Below are 19,579 nucleotides of genomic sequence, written 5' to 3'. Positions count from 1 at the left end.
TCTCTGCCCCTGCCGCGCCGCCGGCTGGCTCGGGGCGCCGTCGACCAGCGCCGCGTGCTAACCCTTGGTGCCGTAGCGGTTCATCAACGTCGCTTGAGCCGCCGGCAGCGCCCCGCCGCGTCCGGGTTTACCGGCCACGGTCGCTGCTTTCACATAGGTCCCATCGGGCTGCAAGAGCCAGGCATCGCGCTGATCGGCCAGGTACAAATGCAGGCACTCGTCCATGATGCGCGCCCGCAATTGCGGGTCGGTCACCGGCCAAGCCAGCTCGACGCGGCGCAGCATATTGCGGTTCATCCAATCGGCGCTGGACAGCCACAGCTCCTCGTGCTCGCCGTAATGAAAATAAAACACCCGCGAGTGCTCGAGAAAACGCCCGATCACCGAGCGGATGCGCACATGGTCGGTGTAGCCCGGCACGCCGGCGGGCAAGATGCAGGCGCCGCGCACGATGGCCTCGATCTGAACCCCCGCCTGCGACGCGTGCACCAGCGCGCGCACGAGCGGCTCGTCGGTAAGCGCATTCATTTTGAGCAGAATGCGCGCCGGCTGCCCGGCCTTGGCGGCGGCGATGGTGGCGTCGATGCGCTCCAGCAAGCCTTTTTGCAGCAAAAAAGGCGCCATCAGCACTTTGTTGAGGCGCGGCAGCCGGTTCTGGCTGGCCAGGTGGCCGAAAATCGCATCGATATCCGCCGTCAGCGCCTCGTCGGCGGTCAGGTAACTCAAATCGGTGTAGGCCCGAGCCGTGCCGGGGTTGTAGTTGCCGGTGGAGATGTGGGCGTAGCGCACCAGGCGCGCACCCTCGCGGCGGGTGATCAGCAGCATCTTGGCGTGCGTCTTCAAGCCGACGATGCCATAGACCACCTGCGCACCCACCGATTCCAGCTGCTCGGCGTGGTTGATGTTGGCCTCTTCGTCAAAGCGCGCCTTGAGCTCGACCACGGCCGTGACTTCCTTGCCACGCCGCACCGCTTCGCGCAGCAGTTCGGTCATTTCGCTGCGCTGACCCGTGCGGTAGATGGTTTGTTTGATGGCCAGCACACTGGGGTCTTCCACCGCTTCGCGCAAAAACGCCAGCACCGCGTCGAAGCTCTCGTAAGGCTGGTGAATCAGCACATCGCCGCGTTTGAGGCGTTCGAAAAACGACTGCCCTGGCGTCAGCTCTACCGGCCAGCCCGGCGTGAAGCGCTCGAAGCGCAGCGCTGGCGCGTCGATCTGGTCGATGAGCTGGTTCAGACGCACCAGGTTGACCGGACCCGGCACGCGATAGAGGCTCTCGGGCGGCAGGCCGAACTGCTCCAACAGAAAGTTGGCCAAATAATCGGAGCAGCCCGCCGAGACCTCCAGCCGCAAGGCCTGCCCGTAGTGGCGCTGTTGCAACCCGAGGCGCAGCGCGGTACGCAGGTTTTTCACCTCCTCCTCGTCCAGCGCCAGGTCGGAGTGGCGCGTGACGCGAAATTGCGAAAACTCCAGCACCGTGCGCCCGGGGAACAGATCGGCCAAGTGGGTGCGGATGATGCTGGAGATGGAGACGAAATGCAGCTGCTTGCTGCCCGCGGCCGCCGGCATCGCCACGAAGCGCTTGAGCGCGCGTGGTACCTTGACGATGGCGATGTCGTTCTCGCGTCCGAAGGCATCGCGCCCGCCCAGCCGCACGATGAAATTGAGCGATTTGTTGGCCACCTGCGGGAACGGATGCGAGGGGTCCAGACCAACCGGCAGTAGCAGTGGCTGGACCTCGTTGACGAAATAGTCCCGCACCCAGCGGCGCTGGCGCGGATTGCGCTCGCCATGGGTGACGATGCGAATGCCGCGTTTTTCCAGCGCCGGCAGCAACTCGTCGTTGTAGACGGTGTATTGGCGCTGCACCAGCGCGTGCACACGCTGCGTCAGCGCGTGGTAGGTCTCCACCGTGGCCACGCCGCGCTGTTCGTTGGTCATACGCGCCGCGTGATGAGGGGCAAAGCGCACCTCGAAAAACTCATCCAGATTGGAGGAGACGATCGCCAAATACCGCAGGCGCTCCAGCAGCGGCACCTCCTTGCGGCAGGCCCAATCCAGCACCCGCTCATTGAACGCCAGGATGCTTTGGTCGCGATCCAAAAACGCGTGGCGAACCGACGGAACAGCAGCGGTGGCAGCAGCAGGCGCGGCAGCGGGGCTCGTCGAAGCAGAAGTTGCAACAGCGGACGTCATCGTTACATTATTTCGCGAAAACGCCGCACTTCCGTGACATTTTCATGACATCGAGGTCACCAAGCTCACGATGCACGCGTCGACACCGCTTCGGCGCGCGCGGCCCAATGCACGATCTCCAGTCGCCCGTCCTTGTGCTCGAGCAACGCACTCAGACTCTCGACCCAGTCGCCGTCATTGCAGTACAGAATGCCGCCGATGTCGCGCATTTCGGGGCGGTGGATGTGGCCGCACACCACTCCGTCCATGCCGCGGCGGCGCGCCTCGCGCGCCAGCGCCTCCTCGAACCGCGTGATGAAGGATACCGCCGATTTCACCCGGTGCTTGAGATACTGGGACAACGACCAGTAGGGCAAGCCCAGCAGCGCGCGCCAGGAATTGAAGTGCCGGTTCAGGCGCAGGGCCAGCTCGTAGAGCGTATCGCCCAGGTAGGCCAGCCAGCGCGCATACTGCACCACGCCATCGTAGAGATCGCCGTGTGTGACCCACAGGCGGCGCCCATCGGCGGTCACGTGAACCGCCTCCTCCACGACTTCGACGCCACCGAAATGGTGGCCCACGAAGTGACGCGCGAACTCGTCGTGATTGCCGGGCACGAAGATGACCCGACAGCCTTTGCGCGCCGCACGCAGCACCTTTTGCACCACGTCGTTGTGGCTTTGCGGCCAGTACCAGCGGCGTCGCAGCTGCCAGCCGTCGATGATGTCACCCACCAGGTACAAGCGCTCGCACGGGTGCGCCTTCAAGAAGGCCAGCAGGGCCTTGGCCTGACAGCCAGGCGTGCCCAGGTGCACGTCCGATATGAACACCGCGCGCAACAACGGGGGCTTGCGCTCCTTGTCGTCGCCGACGGCGCCATCGGCGTCGAATACCGCAGCGTCGGCGGCCGAGCGCAGCCCGGCGTCGCGCGTCTGCAGACGCTGCGCCAGCGGGCCCCAGCCCATCAGCATCGCTCCCCCAGCAGATGGCGCCGATAGCGCGGCGGCATATCGTCCAGCCGCATCATCATCGGCAAATCGGCCGTGTTGAACTCTGGGTCCCATGCCGGTGGCCCCAACACCTTGGCGCCCAGCCGCAGATAGCCTTTGACCAACGCCGGGGGTTCCACCACCGAGCCGTCGTCGAGCGCATCAACGGGCAGCGGCACCCGCGGCTGAACGTGAAATTCCACCGAGGCCAGGTGCCGCTCGCGCACCTGACGCCAAATGCTGGCGGCGGCGTGACCGCCGCCGGACATGGCGTGCGCGCCCCCGTAGCCCATCGGGATGCTCGCGCAGCCGATCATCAGGTGCAGTTTGTTGCGCACCATGAAGTCGGCCAGCGCCGCCCACAGCGCCATGATGACGCCACCGTGCCGATGTTGGGGGTGTACGCAGCTGCGCCCCAACTCGACCATCTGCTCGCGCCAGGCGCGCAAGCGGGTCAAATCGAATTCGGTGTCGCTGTAGAAGCACCCCACGCGGCGCGCCTGCGCCGGTGTGAGCACCCGGTAGGTGCCGACGACCTCGCCGCTGCCCTCCTCACGCACCAGCAGGTGCTCGCAATAGTCGTCGAACAAGTCCACATCGTGGCCCGGCACGGGGCTGGTCACACGCGCACCCATTTCCTCGACGAATACCCGGTACCTCAGCCGCTGCGCTTGGCGAACATCGTCCAGATGCCGCGCCCAGGCCACCCGCAAGCCGCCCGCCGCAGCTCCATCCTGCGGTAAAGGATGAAGCAACCTCCTGGCCGCCCCCGGCAGCGGGGGCGTCAGCGAAGCCAGGTGTAAGGTCGGGGTGGGCAGTTCTTTCATGGACGGTGATCTCCAGCGGTTGCCTGACGGTGCGGCCAGCGGGGGCGCTCATTGCGCCGAGCGCCCTGCCACGAGGCCTGCAGCATCGCAGTGTGGCGACGCCGCATGACGCGCCGATGGCGCGCGTGTGTCGATTGCGTGAATGGGCATCACCGGCAGCGGCGCTCGGCGCCCTCGTCATGAAAGCGCCACAGGCCAGGGCCACACTGCAGAGCCCATGCCGACGGGATTTCTCTGGCTGATCGCCGCGCAATTCGTCTCGGGACTGGCCGACCACGCCCTGCTCATCGTGGCCGTGGCGCTGTTGCACGAGCAAGGCCACCCAGCTTGGTGGGCGCCGCTGCTCAAATTCAGCTTCACCACCGCCTACGTCGTGCTCGGCCCCATGGTGGGGGCATGGTCCGACGCGGTACCGAAGCCAGCGCTGATGACGGCGATGAACGCGGTCAAGGCCTTGGGCGCGCTGGCGCTGACCCTGGGCGGCCATCCCTTGCTCGCGTTGGCCTGGATGGGCATCGGTGCGGCCCTGTATGCGCCGGCCAAATACGGCTGGATCACGGAGTCGGTTGCGGGGCAGCGGCTGGTCGCTGCCAACGGCTGGCTGGAGGGGTCGGTGGTGCTGGCGGTATTGCTGGGCACGGCGCTGGGTGGGTGGCTGGTGTCCGAACCCATGCGGCAACTCAGCCACATCGCTTTGACACCGGTGTGGCCTGCCACGGCGGTGCCGCCCTCCCTGGCAGCGGCCTTGCTGCTGATCCTGGGCCTGTACAGCGCCGCCGCCATCGGTCATCTGCACGTGCCGCCGCGGCCGCCGCGCCATCGCCTGCCTTGGTCGCAGGCGCTGCGCGTGTGGCAATCGTTCGGGGCTGACAACGCGCGGCTGTGGCGCGACCCCTACGGCGGGTTGTCGCTCGGCGTGACCACCTTTTTTTGGGGTTTTGGGGCCGTCATGCAATTCGCCGTGCTGCGCTGGGCTGAGGAGCGGCTGCACTGGCCCTTGTCGCAAGCGGCCTATCTGCAGGCGGCGGTGGCGCTTGGGGTGGTGGTGGGCGCGGTGCTGGTGGCGCGGCACATCACACTGCGGCACGCGTTGCGGGTTTTGCCGGTCGGAGCCGTGCTCGGCCTGACATTGGCGGCGGGCGTTCACATCACCCAACCCGTGTGGGCAGTGGCCGTGCTGGTTCTGATCGGGGCCTTGGGCGGTGTGCTGGTGGTACCGATGAACGCCTTGCTGCAATACCGCGGGCACCGCTTGCTCAGCCCGGGGCGCTCGATCGCCATCCAAGGCTTCAACGAGAACGCCAGCGTCCTGCTGGCCTTGGCGCTGTACAGTGCCACCCAGCAAGCAGGTCTGCCGTTGCTGCCGCTGATGAGCGGGTTGGGGCTGACGATGGGCCTGGGCTTTGGGCTGCTGTGGGCCATCACCCGTCACTGGCGGGGCGACCGTGCCACGCCAGCGCAAAGGACATCCCCGCGCCCTGGCGGGCCGCCAGTAGCCTGAGCCAGTGCTGCTCCATGTGCTCGGCGATGTGCGCCCACGACAGGTGCAGCACGCTCGGCCGCGCCGCCTGCGCCAGGCGCGCGACGGTGTGCGGCTCGCGTGCCAGAAGTTCGGCTGCGCGCACGAAGGCCCGCTCGTCCCCAGGCGGCACCAACACGCCGTTGCGCCCGCTTTGCACCAGCGTGTGGGCCCCCGCCAGATCGAAGGCCAACACCGGCACACCGCTGGCCAGCGCTTCGGTGACGACGTTGCCGAACGTCTCGGTCTGGCTGGGAAAGATGAACACGTCGGCGCTGGCGTAGGCTTCGGCCAGGGCCATGCCCGACAGCGCCCCGGTGAGGACGGCGGTCGGGCAGCGCGCCTGCAACGCGCCGCGCTCGGGGCCATCGCCGACGACGACCAGCCGCCAAGCCGGGTCGTGGGCACGCATGGCCTCATAGGCACGCACCAGCAAGTCGAGGTTTTTTTCCGCCGCCAGCCGTCCCACATAAAGCACGATGCGCGCGTCGGCGCTGGCCGACCACGCCGCGCGCAGCGCCGCGCTGCGCCAGCGCGGTGAGAAGCGCTCGGCATCGACCCCACGCGGCGCCACGCACAGCCGCTCGAACCCCCAGCCCGCCAGTTGGGCACGCAACGCCTCGGTGGGCACGAAGGTGCAGTCGGCCTGGTTGTGGAAGTGCCGCAGATAGCCCAGGATCGATTTTTCCATCCACCCCAGGCCGTAGTGCCGGCTGTAGGCGTGGAACTGGGTGCGAAAGTCGGTGCTCAGCGGCAGGCGCAGTTTGCGCGCCACCCGCAGAGCCGACCAACCCAGCGGCCCCTCGGTGGCGATGTGCACCAGGTCCGGTCGCCGCACGGTCCACAGCGACTGCAGCGCCCGTTTGGCTGGCAGACCCACACGCAGCTGGGGGTAGCGCGGGATGGGCAAGCCGCGCGTGAGCACCTGCTCCAGCCCTAGGCGCGCGCCATCGCGGTCATAGTCGTCGGCGCGCTGACGCGGGCGCACGATCTGCACGTGGTGGTTGCGCACCTGCAGCGCGCGCGCCAGCTGCTCGATGGTCTGCGCCACGCCGTTGATCTCGGGCGGGAAGGTCTCGGTCACCACCGCCACGCGCAAGGAGGGATTGCGCGGCGGCAGGCTGTCGATGGTCAGGGCTTCATCCATGGCAGCGAGCGTGCCCGCGCTGCGCGACAGCGGTATGACAGGCCGGCGGCACGGCGGCGGCTGTCACCACGTTTTCATACACGACGCGCACCATCGGCGACGCACTCGTAGCAGCCCACATCCAAGGAGTCGAACCCGTGAATGCTTTTTTGCATACCTTGCGCACCCAACGTTGGGATGACCACCGCTACTATCACCACAGCCGCATCAACCAGACCCTGCACCTGATCAGCGCGATCTCGTTTTTGGTGGCGTATGTCTGGCTGTGGATCGACCCCGCCGTCGCCGCCCTGATCGGCTGGGGCATTTCGATGGTGACGCGCCAGTCCGGGCATTTTTTCTTTGAACCGAAGGGCTACGATCACGTCAACCAAGCCACCCACGAGTACAAGGAGGCGATCAAGGTCGGCTACAACTTGCGTCGCAAGACGGTGCTGATGGCACTCTGGGCCGCGATACCGGTGCTGCTGTGGTGGGACCCGGACTTCTTTGGCTGGCTGCAGCCGCACAGCGACAACTGGGGCTTTTGGCGCAACGTGGGCTGGTTGTGGCTGTGGCTGGCCATCGGTGGCCTGCTGTTTCGCGTCGTGCAGCTGTGGTGGACCCACAACGCGTTGACGGCGCTGGCCTGGGCCACCAAGATCCTCACCGATCCGTTCCACGATATCAAGCTCTACCACCGCGCACCGCTGCACTTGTGGCGCGGGCAGCGGCTCGACGGCGAGCAACGCGCGGGCTGATCAGGCAGGTGGAGCAGCGCGGCCCCACCCACGGGCACGCACCAGCTCACCCAAGAGGCGGCGGCGTTGTTGGCGCCGCCATTGCGCCTCATCCACGCTCGGATCGCGCCACCACCAGCCGTCGGCCGCCATGCGCGCACACGCTTCCAGCAGCCGTGTGCGCACCTCGACCAAGTCCTCGTCGCGGTAAGCCAGACTGAAAATGAAGCGTCCGGTGCCCACCCAACTCAAGGCCAAGCCGGCCTCGCGCAAGTAGTACTGCAACATCCAGTGATAGCGGCTGGGTTGCAGGTAGTTTAGCGTCCACACCGACGACAGCGCCGACACCCGCACCGGAAAACCCCCGGCTTGCAAGGCGGCGTTGAATTCGTGTTCCCACCGCTGCCAGCGTTCATCCAGCCCCTCGTAGGCAGCCGCCACCGCGGGCTCGTCGAGCCGGCGCAAAAACGCGTTCATGGTGGCCATCACATACGGGTGGGCGTTGAAGGTGCCCCGCGCCAGACACAAGTCGGCCGGGCGCTCAGGGCGAAAGCGTTGCATCCACTCGGCGCGGCCGCACACCACGCCCACCGGCAAGCCGCCGCCCAGCGTCTTGCCGTAGCACACCATATCGGCCTCGACGCCGAAATATTCTTGAGAGCCGCCGCGCGCCAGACGAAAGCCCATGAAGACGTCGTCCAAAATGAAGGCGATACCGCGCTCGCGGCACACCGCGCGCAGGCGACGCAGCCAATCGGCATAGGCGCTGCGCTCGGCGCGCTGCAAGCACCGGGTGCCCACCAGGGAAGAGTCTGCCGGTGCGTTGTGGTTGGGGTGTAGCGCCTGCAGCGGGTTGACCAGCACGCAGGCGATGTCGCGGCGCGAGCGCAACACCTCCAGGCTGCGCTCGGACAGATCGGCGAGGGTATAGGTGTCGCGTGGCGGCAGCGGATTGCCGGGCCCAGGCTGCACATCCTCCCACCAGCCGTGATAGGCCCCGGCAAAGCGCACCACGTACCGCCGCCCGGTGTGGTAGCGCGCCAGCCGCACCGCCTGCATCACGGCTTCCGTGCCCGACATGTGAAAGCTCACCTGCTCCAGCCCTGAGATCGCCTGCAGCCGCGCCACGTTGTCGGCCACGCAGGCGTGATAGCCGCCCAACACCGGCCCCAACGAGCGGGCCATGCGCTCGCCCTCTTGCACGCAGTCCTTGTAAAAATCCGGGCCGAACAGATTGACGCCATACGAGCCCGCCAAGTCGTAGTAGGTGTGGCCGTCCAGATCCACCAGCTGTACGCCATGGCTGCGGTCCCAAAACGCGCCCAGCGGTAAATGCGCGGCCACCACGTCGGCAAAGGGAAACGGCACCCGGTAGCGTCCCGTGAGCTGCAAGTCGGGCAGTGCGCTGCGCGCGGCCCGTGTGGCCTGCAGGGTGCGGGGGCTGCGCATGCGCAGGCGTTCACCCAAAGCGAGGAAGGCCGCCCGGCGCGTCTGGGCCACATCGGCGGGCGCACCATCGACGTCGAAGGCCGTCTCCAGCGAGTAGGCATAGCCCGGTACGAGACGCGCCACCGTCTTGGCCAAGCGGGCATGACCGGCCAACGACGGGTATTTGGCGCGCGACAGACGCCAGCGCTGCCGCGCCCATGGCAGTGCCGCCACCGCAGGCGCCCATGCTGCCCAGCTCCACCAATCGGCCATTTGTCACACCCCTTTCAACATCGGTCGCCACAGTTGTAGCCATGGGCGTTGACAATCCGATGAAGGCCAGCAGCGGCTGGCGGCACTGGCGTGACCGCGTGCTGCTGCACGAGGACCTGAACTTTTTGCTGACCAATCGCGTGCCGCGTGCAGCCCTAACCCATGCGATGGGCTGGTACGCGCGCATCGACAGTCCGTTGCTGCTGCGGCTGTCGCTGACGCTGTGGCGGCTATTCGACGATCTGGACTTGAGCGATGCCGCGCCCGGCCCCTATCGCAGCCTACGCGACGTCTTCACACGCGCGCTGCGTCCCGGCGCCCGCCCCTTCGACCCCAGAGCGGATATTTTGTGCAGTCCGTGCGACGCCATCGTCGGCGCCTGTGGGCCGGTGTGCGGCACCACCGCTTGGCAGGCCAAGGGCTTCCCCTATCGGCTGGAAGATTTGATGGGGGAGACGTGTGCACGCACCTTCGCGGATGGGCGCTTCGTCACCTTGCGGCTGACGGCGACCATGTACCACCGTTTCCACGCCCCGGCCGACCTGCGCCTGCATCGCGTCACCTACTTCAGTGGCGACACCTGGAACGTCAACCCGATTGCGCTGCGCCGCGTGCAGCGGCTGTTTTGCCGCAACGAACGTGCCTTACTGGAGACTGAGCTGACTGACGGCACGCCCATGGCGATGGTGGCCGTGGCCGCCATTTTGGTTGCCAGCATTCGCCTGCATCCGGTGGACGTGACCTTGCACCTGCGCTATTCGGGACCGAACGTGATTCCCTGTGGCGTGGCGCTGCAACGCGGGCAGGAAATCGGCTGGTTCGAGCACGGCTCGACGATCATCGTCTTCGTACCAGCGGGCTATGAGTTGGCGCCGGGGGTCGAATCGGGCGTGCGGCTGCGCGCCGGGCAGCCTTTGTGGCAGCGCGTGGGTTGAGCGCAGCCCTGCGGGTCCCGGCCCTACGGGCACAGCCGAACCGCGCGGATCAGCCACTGCCCGTCGCGACATCCGCCAACGGCGCCCGGCGATACGCTGGTCTCAGACTTGTGCAGCCGCGGCCAGCTCATCGGCCCAATGCCGTGCCCGTTGTTCGTCGCGCGCCTCCACCATCACGCGCAGCACGGGCTCGGTGCCGCTGGGGCGGATGAGGACGCGCCCGTCGGCCCCCAAATCGGCTTCGGCGGCGCGAATGGCTGCGGCCAGCGCTGCATTCGCCCGCCAGTCCTGATCCGGGCGCAATCGCACGTTGCGCAGCACTTGGGGAAACAGCGTCACACCCTGCAAGCGCTCGGCCAACGTGCGCTGCTGCCGCACACAAGCCTGCAGTACCTGCAACGCGGCCACGATGCCATCGCCCGTGGTTTGCTTGTCCAGAATGATCAAGTGGCCCGAGCCTTCGCCACCGAGCAACCAGTGATGGCGGTGCAGCTCTTCCAGAACGTAGCGGTCACCCACCGGTGCGCGCACCAAGCGCACGCCGCGCGCCGCCAATGCCTGCTCCACCGCCATATTGGTCATCAGGGTGCCCACCACACCCGGCACCACTTCGTCGCAGCCCAGACGGTCGTCCGCCAGCAGATAGAGCAGCTCGTCGCCGTTGAACAGCCGCCCGCTGGCATCGGCCATCTGCAGCCGGTCCGCATCGCCGTCCAGGGCGATGCCCAAATCGGCCTGATGCGCGCGCACCGCCGCCACCAGGGTTTGCGGATGGGTGGCGCCGACGCCATCGTTGATATTGCGGCCGTTGGGGCTGCAGCCGATGGGCACCACCTCGGCTCCCAGCTCGTGAAACACCGCCGGCGCGATGTGGTAGGCCGCACCGTGGGCCGCATCGACGACGATTTTGAGCCCCCGCAGCGACAGTTCGGCCGGAAAGGTGCTCTTGCAAAATTCGATGTATCGCCCCGCCGCGTCGTCCAGGCGCCGCGCCCCACCCAGGTGCGCCGAGTCGACCCAGAGCGGCGCGTCTTCGAGCGCCGCCTCCACCGCCAGCTCCCAGGCATCGGGCAGTTTGATGCCTTGGTCGCTGAAAAATTTGATACCGTTGTCCGGGTATGGGTTGTGGCTGGCGCTGATGACGACGCCCAGACGGGCGCGTTGCGCGCGCGTCAGATAGGCCACCGCCGGCGTGGGAACGGGCCCGAGCAACATCACATCGACCCCGGCCGAATTGAAGCCCGCCTCCAACGCCGACTCCAGCATATAGCCCGAAATGCGTGTGTCTTTGCCGATCAGCACCAGCGGACGGTGGTCGGCATCGGCCTGGCACCGCAGCACGTGGCCGACGGCGTGCCCCAAGCGCAAAACGAAATCGGGCGTGATCGGCGACTGGCCGACCGTACCCCGGATGCCATCGGTTCCAAAATAACGGCGCGACATGTGAACGGGCTCCCTTGCTGCAAACGATGACGCCTCGCCGCGGGCGCGGTGAAAGCAGTGGTCGATTGTACGGAGGGGCCGCTGCCCGACCCGACAGGTCAAGCCTGTCGGCCGGTCAACGCAGCGGTCGCTTTTCGGACGACGCTGGCTGCGCACCCACCGGCGGCGTGGCGCCAGGCGCGGGCGCGCGCTAGGTGTTACGCTTCGCCTTTGCAGCGCCGATCGGGTCGGGGTTTACGCGCGCGTGGCCTCGCGGCCTGCCTGGTTCCGTTGCGCCGTTTGCACGGCTTGCCACACGCGCAAGGCCTGTACGGTCGGCTCGACGTCGTGCACGCGAACGATGCGCGCGCCGCGCTGCACCGCCAGCAAAGCGGCCGCCACGCTGGCGCCGACGCGGCGCGCGGCCTCATCCTGTCCGGTCAGCCGCCCCAGCGTCGATTTGCGCGACCAACCCGCCAACAGCGGGTAGCCCAAGGCCAGGATGGCGTCCTGCCGCACCAGCAACTCCAGGTTTTGCTCGACCGTCTTGCCAAAACCGATACCGTAGTCGAGCACGATGCGCTCGCGCGCGACGCCGCGCGCACGCAAAGCCTGGGCCCGCTCGGCCAAAAAGGCCACCACTGCCAGGGTCGCCGGCCCCTGCATCGGTTGTACCTGCATATCCTGTGGCTGCCGATGCATGTGCATCAGGCACACACCGCACGATGGGTGCGCTGCCACCACCGCCTCGGCGCTGCGGCCATCGGCGCTGCAGCGGCGCAGCGCCCACACATCGTTGATGATGTCGGCCCCCAGGTCCAGACAGGCCGCCATCACCTCCGGCTTGTAGGTATCGACGCTGATCGGCACCCCCAACCGCACCGCCGCGCGCACCACGGGCAGCACGCGCTGCAGCTCGACCTCCAGCGGCACGGGCGGGGCACCGGGCCGGGTGGACTCGCCCCCGATGTCGAGCATATCGGCACCCTGCGCCAGCAGCGCCTCGGCGTGTCGCAGTGCCGCAGCGGCGTCGGCGTGTGCCCCGCCATCGGAAAACGAATCGGGGGTGACGTTGACGATGCCCATCACCCGCGGCTGTGACAAATCGATGACGAAGCGGGTCGTGCGCCAAACGGTTGCCGATGCCACCGAAGAATGGGAGGTCGCCGAGCACGCGTCCGCAGCGCCGGGCGAACACCCAACAGCGCCACTGGCGGCAGCCACCCCGGTCGCACCCCATGACGCAGGCGCTACGGCGCCGGGTGCGGTGGTGCCGGCCTGCCCTCCATCCAGCTCGTTCACTGTCAGACCTCTTTCGACGGGTGCACCGCGGGCGGGTGCGCTACGCGGTCACGGACGCCACCGATTCGACGCCGCCCTGCAGCCATCCTGACTCGCTGTCGTTCGTGCGAGCCAGGCGCAGCCAACGAACGACCACCGAGCCGACGCCGCCGGCGATACATGGGCGACTTCACGCCGCCGACGGCGCCTGCGGTGAGGCCCCCTGCACGGGCTGCGCGGCGCCGCCCGAATCCCCGCCGCCGGTGTTGGGCGAACGCGGGCTCATGTCCTTCGGCGGCCGCGGTGGGCGGCCAGCCATGATGTCGTCGATCTGGTCACTGTCGATGGTCTCCCACTCCAGCAGCGCCTTGGCCATCGCATGCATCTTGTCGGCGTTTTCTTCGATCAGCCGGCGCGCCAGCGCATATTGCTCATCGATGATGCGGCGCACCTCGGCATCGACCTGGCGCATCGTCTCTTCGCTGATGTGGGTGGTTTTGGTCACCGAGCGGCCCAGGAAAATTTCGCCCTCGTTTTCCGCGTACACCATGGGTCCGAGCTTTTCCGACATACCGTAGCGCATCACCATGTCACGCGCGATCTGGGTGGCGCGCTCGAAGTCGTTGCTCGCCCCGGTGGTCATCTGGTTCATGAACACCTCCTCGGCGATGCGGCCGCCAAACAGCATCGCGATCTGATTGAGCATGTACTCCTTGTCGTAGCTGTAGCGGTCTTGCTCCGGCAGGCTCATCGTCACCCCGAGCGCACGGCCACGCGGGATGATGGTGACCTTGTGCACCGGATCACACTTGGGCAGCAGCTTGCCGATCAGGGCGTGCCCGGCCTCGTGATAGGCGGTGTTGCGGCGCTCCGCCTCGGGCATCACCATCGACTTGCGCTCGGGGCCCATCAGGATTTTGTCCTTGGCCTTCTCGAAGTCCTGCATCTCGACGACGCGCGCGTTGCGCCGCGCCGCCATCAGGGCCGCTTCGTTGCACAGATTGGCCAGATCGGCGCCGCTCATGCCGGGTGTGCCGCGCGCGATGATTTCGGGGCTCACATCGGGGCCGATCGGAATCTTGCGCATGTGCACTTTCAGAATCTGCTCGCGACCGCGGATGTCGGGCAGCGTCACGTACACCTGGCGGTCGAAGCGGCCCGGGCGCAGCAGCGCCGCATCCAAAATGTCGGGCCGGTTGGTGGCGGCGATGACGATGACGCCGAGGTTGGTCTCGAAGCCATCCATCTCCACCAGCATCTGGTTGAGCGTCTGCTCGCGCTCGTCGTTGCCGCCGCCCAAACCCGCACCGCGCTGCCGCCCAACGGCGTCGATTTCATCGATGAAGATGATGCAGGGCGCGTTTTTCTTGGCCTGCTCGAACATGTCGCGCACGCGCGCGGCACCCACGCCGACGAACATCTCGACGAAATCGGAGCCGGAGATGCTGAAGAACGGCACCTTGGCTTCGCCGGCGATGGCCTTGGCCAGCAGCGTCTTGCCCGTGCCCGGCGGGCCAACCAGCAGCAACCCGCGCGGAATGCGGCCGCCGAGCTTTTGAAACTTTTGTGGGTCCTTCAAGAAATCGACGACTTCCTTGACCTCTTCCTTGGCCTCGTCACAGCCGGCCACGTCGGCAAAGGTGACGGTGTTGGCGTTTTCATCCAGCATGCGCGCCTTGCTCTTGCCGAAGCTAAACGCCCCGCCGCGGCCGCCGCCCTGCATCTGGCGCATGAAGTAGATCCACACACCGATGAGCAGCAACATCGGCCCCCAGCTGACGAGCAAGGTCATCAGCAGCGAACCTTCTTCGCGCGGCCGCACGTCGAATTTGACGTCGTTGGCGATCAGGTCGCCCACCAAGCCGCGATCCAGATAGGTGGCGTTGGTGCGCACCCGCCGGTCGTCGGTGGTGATGGCGATGATTTCGGTCCCGCTCGATCCCTCTTGGATGGTCGCGCTCTTGATGCGCTGGGCGCGCACCTCATTGAGGAAGTCGGAGTAGGCCATATAGCCGGCGCCGCTGCTGGCGCGGCCATCGAACTGCTTGAAGACGGTGAACAGCACCATGGCGATCACCATCCAGACCGCCACCTTAGAGAACCACTGGTTGTTGTTCAACGAAAACTCCTGACGCTGACCGTGCGCATCCGCCGCCCGGCGGGTGCTCTGCCCAAACCCATATGCGTTGCATTGTAGGGCTTGTCGAGGGCCCTTGAGACACCTTTGGTCTGCAACCCTGCCAATGAAACGGATTGCCGCAGCCTATGGCGTGTGGCCACAGGCGTTGGGCACACCTTTCAGACCGCGCCCGATCAGAAAGGTTTCCGCCGACTGCGGGCGCGACGCCTTGGGCTTGTGCACCTTGACCGTTTGAAAATGTTGGCGAAACAGGCGCACCGCACGGTCGTAGGCTTGGCCATGGAATACTTTGGCCACCAGGGCCCCCTCGGGTTTGAGGTGTTGCACGGCGAAGTCCAGCGCCAGCTCGATCAGGTGCTCGATGCGTGCGGCATCCACCTCTTCCACCCCCGAGAGATTGGGCGCCATGTCCGACACGATCAGATCGACGCTGCGCGCCCCCGCCGGCCGCGCCTGCTGCAACGCGGCCTGCAACGCCTGCAGGGTTGATTCCTCGCGAAAGTCGCCCTGGATGAAGTGCACGCCGTCGATCGGCTCCATCGGCAACACATCGACGCCGACGATGGTGCCGCGCAGGCGCGCTGGCTCGCCCGCTCGGCTGACGGTGCCCAAGCGGCGCCGCAGATACTGGCACCAGGCGCCGGGCGCACAGCCCAAATCGACGATGCACTGCCCAGGCCGCACCAAATGAAACGCCTCATCGAGCTCCTTGAGCTTGTAGGCCGCGCGGGCGCGGTAGCCTTCTTTCTGCGCCAGCCGCACCCACGGATCGTTGACGTGCTGGTTGAGCCACGCCTTGTTGACCTTTTTGCTCTGCGTTTTGACCTTCATCCGCACCACTATAGCCGCCTCGACCGGCGACGGCAGCGGGTGACTGTGGCGGCAGCGTGACCCGCGTGTCCAGCCCCCGCCGGCCAGCCGCTGCGCCCGATGGGCACTGCGGCGTCGATTGCGGGATAATGCGTCTCATGGCCCGCATTGAACTCACCCCTGCCGAGCGCGCCGTGCGCCGTGGCGAAGCCCATCATCTGGAGCCGGTCGTGATGATCGGCGCCGATGGGCTGACCGACGCCGTGCGAGCCGAAATCGACGCGGCGCTCAACGCCCACGGCCTCATCAAAGTGCGCGTGCTCGCCGGCGACCGCGCGCAGCGTGAGGCCTGGTTGTTCGAACTGGCAGACACCCTGGGGGCGGCAGCGGTGCAGCACATCGGCAAGCTGCTCGTGCTGTGGCGGCCGCTACCACCCAAGCGCAAAGCCAGCGACGACGATCGCAAGCCCGGCCCACGCGAGTACAAAGTCGTCAAGTACGGCAAAAAACCGGGGCAGCGGCCCGAAATCAAGACCGTGCGCGTGCTGGGCAACCAACGCATCACGCCGGGCGGCCTGGTCAAAAAAGCCAAGCGGCGCATGAAAAGCGCCAAGAAGGCCGCTGCTGCCGCCCAGGATTGAGCGGGGTTGTCTGCGGCGTCCAGGGGGCACGCGCTTGCCGCGACGCGGCGCATCGATTTATCTGGCATGCTTGCGGCCATGAACGATCGCGCAGACCTCACCACACTGGCTACCCCGGATTCCGCGGCGGCTCCCTCGACCGAGATACCCGCCGCCGACAATCCGCTCTTGGACTTTGCCGATCCGCCGCGCTTCGACGCGGTGCAGCCGCAGCATGTGCAGCCGGCCATCGAAACCCTGCTGCAACAGGCCGACGCCGCGCTGCAGCGCGTCACCGCCGACGACTTCCCGGCCGAGTGGACCGCGCTGGCGCGCACACTGGATGTGGCCACCGAGCGCTTGGCGCGTGCCTGGGGCATGGTCAGCCACCTCAACGCCGTGGCCGACACGCCGGCGCTGCGCGCCGCCTACAACGCGACCTTGCCGGCCGTCACCGAGTTCTGGACCCGCCTGGGTGCGGACGAACGCCTCTACGCCAAGTTCAAGGCCATCGATGCGGGCACGCTCGATGCCACACAGCAGCGCGCGCGGGCGCTGGCGCTGCGCGACTTCGTGCTGGGCGGCGCGGAACTGCAGGGCGCAGCCAAGGCGCGTTTTGCCGCGATTCAGGAGCGGCAGGCCGAGCTGGCGCAAAAATTCAGCGAAAACGCGCTCGATGCCACCGACGGGTATCGAGCGTACGTCGAGCCCTCGACACTGGCCGGGGTGCCCGACGACGTGCTGACGGCGATGCGCGAAGCCGCGCGCGCCGACGGGCACGACGGCCAATGCCGCCTGAGTCTGAAACTGCCACTGTATCTACCGGTGATGCAGTTTGCGCACGATCGCGACGTGCGCCAGCGGCTGTATCGTGCCTACGGCACGCGCGCCAGCGACCAAGCCGAAGGCGACACCGCTGGCCTGGACAACGGCCCCATTTTGCGTGAGATCCTGGCCTTGCGCGCTGAAGAGGCTGCACTGCTCGGCTACCCGAGTTTTGCCCACCTGTCGCTGGCCACCAAGATGGCGCCCTCACCTGAGCACGTGCTGGGCTTTTTGCGCGATTTGGCGCAGCGGGCGCGATCCTTCGCACAGCAGGACGTGGCCGACATGCGCGCCTTCGCGCGTGACCGCCTCGGTTGGGACGATCCGCAGGCCTGGGATTGGACCTATCTGGCCGAGCAGCTGCGTCAAGAACGCTACGCCTACAGCGAGCAAGAGGTCAAAGCGTACTTCCCGCTGCCGCGCGTGCTCGACGGCTTGTTCCATGTGGTGCAAACGCTGTTCGATGTCGTCATCGACGAAGATCCTGCGCCCACCTGGCACCCGACGGTGCGGCGCTTTCGCATCGAGCGGCACGGCCGGCTGCTGGGGCAGTTTTACCTGGACCCGCACGCGCGCGCCGGCAAGCGCGGCGGCGCCTGGATGGATGACGCGCGCAGCCGCTGGTGCCGCCCCGACGGCGCGGGCCTGCAAACCCCGGTGGCGCATCTGGTGTGCAACTTCGCCGAGGGCGTCCAGGGCAAGCCGGCGCTGCTCACGCACGACGACGTCATCACGCTGTTTCATGAATTCGGGCACGGGCTGCACCACCTGCTCACGCAAGTGGACGAGCACGCGGTGGCAGGCATCAGCGGCGTGGAGTGGGATGCGGTGGAACTGCCCAGCCAGTTCATGGAAAACTTTGCCTGGGAATGGGGCGTCTTGCAACGTATGACGGCCCACGTGGACACCGGCGAGCCGCTGCCGCGCGCCCTCTACGACAAGATGGTGGCGGCGCGCAACTTCCAAAGCGGCCTGCAGCTGCTGCGTCAGATCGAGTACGCGCTGTTTGACATGCGGCTGCACTTGGAAGGCACCCCGGACGGCAATGTGATGGCGCTGCTGCAGCAGGTGCGCGACGAGGTGGCGGTGTTGCAGCCGCCGGCGTGGCATCGTATGCCGCACACCTTCAGCCACATCTTCGCCGGCGGCTACGCTGCGGGGTACTACAGCTACCTGTGGGCGGAAGTGCTCAGCGCCGATGCCTATGCGGCGTTCGAAGAGGCTGCCGGCCCCGGCGGCGACACGCTGCAGCGCGCCACCGGCGAGCGCTTCCGGCGCGAGATCCTGGAAACCGGGGGCAGTCGGCCGGCGTTGGAGTCGTTCCGTGCCTTTCGCGGCCGAGAGCCGCGCATCGACGCCCTGCTGCGCCACCGCGGCTTGGTGTGATACTCCTGTAATCCAACCTCGGCAAAGCCAAGCAGCCTAGCTGCATGTGCTGCTCGAGCGCTGGTGCGCGGGGCACGGCCTGACCTTGAAACTTTTGTGTGAGGCCCAGGCCTCGATCAGCGTGCCATCCACACTGAAGTGTTCGTCGCTGCTCAAGCTTGCCCAATCGGCGGTGTGTGCTTGACCCGCTCGAAAAAGGCGCGGGCCAAGTCTTCGTTGAAGAGCCGCTCGCGGTTGGCGCGCTGAAGGGGCAGTGGCCCCAGACCTTGTCCTCGATGTTCAATCCCACGAACCAGCGGTACAGCAGGTTGTACTCGATGGCCTCGACCAACTGGCGCTCGCTGCGGATGGAAAACAGGATCTGCAGCAGCAGGGCATCGAGCATCCCCGGCGGCACCGAGGGGCGGCCCCGGCGGGCGTACACCGCGTCGAACTCGCGGTTCATCGTCGCCAGCAGCGCAACGACTGCGGCGCGCAGCTTGCGCAGCGGGTGTGTCTGCGGCACGCGCTCTTCAAGGCTGATGTAGCTGAACATCGCTTGCCTGGGAAGTCTTGGTTGCCTCTCATCGTCCTCGTCCGCGTCGTTCGCCGATCGTTTCAGATCATACTGGCCGAGGCCAGCGTCGGCGGGGGATTTTTTCAACGGCCTGTTAGGGCCTGGCCGCCGGTGTGCGGGTCACGGCTCTTGTGCGGCCGTTGTGCGGCGCGCACAGGCTTTTCTTTGGTTGTTGCTGCCGCGCAGCGGCAAGGCTTCAGCCCATCTGCACCTCAAACCCCACCACATTGCGCTGCTGCCGGCTGAACTCGATGCCGACCAGATGCAGCGGTCGCCCGTCGGCGCGGTACTTGTCCGCATAGCCGCGCGCTTTGAGCTGGGCCAGCGCCTGCCCGGTGGCCTGGTCGGGCACCACCTTGAACTCGAACAGATAGATGCGCTCAGGGATCTTCACCGTCAGGTCGATGCAGCCGTGGTTGGTGACGTCTTCGGCAATCAGCTCCAAGCCGAGCGCGGCCAGGTGGCTGTAGAAGACGCTGGCCCAGTAACCCTCGTACTGGGTGATGGGGTTGGCGCGGTACCAGTCG

General features: G+C 66.9%; 15 protein-coding genes and 1 pseudogene. 5 read left to right on the top strand and 11 right to left on the bottom strand.

Going from position 1 to position 19,579, the window contains the following annotated elements:
• Nucleotides 1–57 precede the first annotated feature (57 nt).
• The 3 genes from ppk1 to Tchar_RS04895 all read right to left on the bottom strand — a co-directional run bounded on the left by ppk1 (nucleotide 58) and on the right by Tchar_RS04895 (nucleotide 3,991).
• Nucleotides 58–2,196 (bottom strand): polyphosphate kinase 1, encoded by a 2,139-nt coding sequence (gene ppk1, locus Tchar_RS04905; protein WP_144327964.1) that lies wholly within the window; start codon nucleotides 2,194–2,196, stop codon nucleotides 58–60.
• A 65-nt stretch (nucleotides 2,197–2,261) separates the two neighbouring features.
• Nucleotides 2,262–3,140 carry a UDP-2,3-diacylglucosamine diphosphatase gene (locus Tchar_RS04900; protein WP_144327963.1) on the bottom strand — a complete coding sequence of 293 codons (879 nt, stop codon included), beginning with the start codon at nucleotides 3,138–3,140 and terminating at the stop codon, nucleotides 2,262–2,264.
• Nucleotides 3,140–3,991, bottom strand: coding sequence for a GNAT family N-acetyltransferase (locus Tchar_RS04895; RefSeq protein WP_144327962.1), 852 nt, complete (start codon nucleotides 3,989–3,991; stop codon nucleotides 3,140–3,142). The genes Tchar_RS04900 and Tchar_RS04895 overlap by 1 nt, the downstream gene beginning before the upstream one ends.
• Nucleotides 3,992–4,208: 217 nt before the next feature.
• On the opposite strand from Tchar_RS04895, the gene lplT reads away from it, so the two are divergent.
• Nucleotides 4,209–5,492: a lysophospholipid transporter LplT gene (gene lplT, locus Tchar_RS04890; RefSeq protein WP_161595456.1), complete on the top strand. Its 1,284-nt coding sequence runs from the start codon at nucleotides 4,209–4,211 to the stop codon at nucleotides 5,490–5,492.
• On the opposite strand, the gene Tchar_RS04885 is transcribed toward lplT, so the two are convergent.
• Nucleotides 5,413–6,657, bottom strand: coding sequence for a glycosyltransferase family 4 protein (locus Tchar_RS04885; RefSeq protein ID WP_144327960.1), 1,245 nt, complete (start codon nucleotides 6,655–6,657; stop codon nucleotides 5,413–5,415). The genes lplT and Tchar_RS04885 overlap by 80 nt on opposite strands.
• Before the next feature lie 137 nt (nucleotides 6,658–6,794).
• On the opposite strand from Tchar_RS04885, the gene Tchar_RS04880 reads away from it, so the two are divergent.
• Nucleotides 6,795–7,397 carry a hypothetical protein gene (locus Tchar_RS04880; RefSeq protein WP_144327959.1) on the top strand — a complete coding sequence of 201 codons (603 nt, stop codon included), beginning with the start codon at nucleotides 6,795–6,797 and terminating at the stop codon, nucleotides 7,395–7,397.
• On the opposite strand, the gene Tchar_RS04875 is transcribed toward Tchar_RS04880, so the two are convergent.
• On the bottom strand, nucleotides 7,398–9,077 hold the full coding sequence (locus Tchar_RS04875) for an aminotransferase class III-fold pyridoxal phosphate-dependent enzyme (protein WP_144327958.1): 1,680 nt from the start codon (nucleotides 9,075–9,077) through the stop codon (nucleotides 7,398–7,400). It abuts the gene before it with no gap.
• A 41-nt stretch (nucleotides 9,078–9,118) separates the two neighbouring features.
• Here Tchar_RS04875 and asd point away from each other — a divergent pair, with 41 nt between their 5' ends.
• Complete coding sequence (gene asd / locus Tchar_RS04870) at nucleotides 9,119–10,012, top strand: archaetidylserine decarboxylase (RefSeq protein ID WP_236640235.1); 894 nt, start codon at nucleotides 9,119–9,121, stop codon at nucleotides 10,010–10,012.
• 102 nt (nucleotides 10,013–10,114) lie between these two features.
• Here asd and glmM read toward each other — a convergent pair whose 3' ends face one another.
• From glmM to Tchar_RS04850, 4 genes are all read right to left on the bottom strand, one after another.
• Entirely contained in the window at nucleotides 10,115–11,455 is a 1,341-nt protein-coding gene (gene glmM, locus Tchar_RS04865) for a phosphoglucosamine mutase (RefSeq protein ID WP_144327957.1), read from the bottom strand.
• A 234-nt stretch (nucleotides 11,456–11,689) separates the two neighbouring features.
• Nucleotides 11,690–12,520 (bottom strand): dihydropteroate synthase, encoded by an 831-nt coding sequence (gene folP, locus Tchar_RS04860; RefSeq protein WP_144327998.1) that lies wholly within the window; start codon nucleotides 12,518–12,520, stop codon nucleotides 11,690–11,692.
• A 385-nt stretch (nucleotides 12,521–12,905) separates the two neighbouring features.
• Nucleotides 12,906–14,795: an ATP-dependent zinc metalloprotease FtsH gene (gene ftsH / locus Tchar_RS04855; RefSeq protein ID WP_144327997.1), complete on the bottom strand. Its 1,890-nt coding sequence runs from the start codon at nucleotides 14,793–14,795 to the stop codon at nucleotides 12,906–12,908.
• Nucleotides 14,796–14,978: 183 nt separating this feature from the next.
• On the bottom strand, nucleotides 14,979–15,686 hold the full coding sequence (locus tag Tchar_RS04850; RefSeq protein ID WP_144327956.1) for an RlmE family RNA methyltransferase: 708 nt from the start codon (nucleotides 15,684–15,686) through the stop codon (nucleotides 14,979–14,981).
• Nucleotides 15,687–15,823: 137 nt separating this feature from the next.
• On the opposite strand from Tchar_RS04850, the gene Tchar_RS04845 reads away from it, so the two are divergent.
• Nucleotides 15,824–16,306 (top strand): YhbY family RNA-binding protein, encoded by a 483-nt coding sequence (locus Tchar_RS04845; RefSeq protein WP_144327955.1) that lies wholly within the window; start codon nucleotides 15,824–15,826, stop codon nucleotides 16,304–16,306.
• A 78-nt stretch (nucleotides 16,307–16,384) separates the two neighbouring features.
• Nucleotides 16,385–18,496, top strand: coding sequence for a M3 family metallopeptidase (locus Tchar_RS04840; RefSeq protein ID WP_144327954.1), 2,112 nt, complete (start codon nucleotides 16,385–16,387; stop codon nucleotides 18,494–18,496).
• An 84-nt stretch (nucleotides 18,497–18,580) separates the two neighbouring features.
• On the opposite strand, the pseudogene Tchar_RS04835 reads toward Tchar_RS04840, so the two are convergent.
• Nucleotides 18,581–19,063 (bottom strand): annotated as a pseudogene (locus Tchar_RS04835) (transposase); the annotation flags it as partial.
• A 185-nt stretch (nucleotides 19,064–19,248) separates the two neighbouring features.
• On the bottom strand, nucleotides 19,249–19,579 hold a 331-nt coding region (locus tag Tchar_RS04830), incomplete at its 5' end, for a PD-(D/E)XK nuclease domain-containing protein (RefSeq protein WP_201739304.1).

Source organism: Tepidimonas charontis, from assembly GCF_007556685.1.
GTDB lineage: Bacteria > Pseudomonadota > Gammaproteobacteria > Burkholderiales > Burkholderiaceae_C > Tepidimonas > Tepidimonas charontis.
This window is presented reverse-complemented; position numbering and strand designations above follow the sequence as displayed.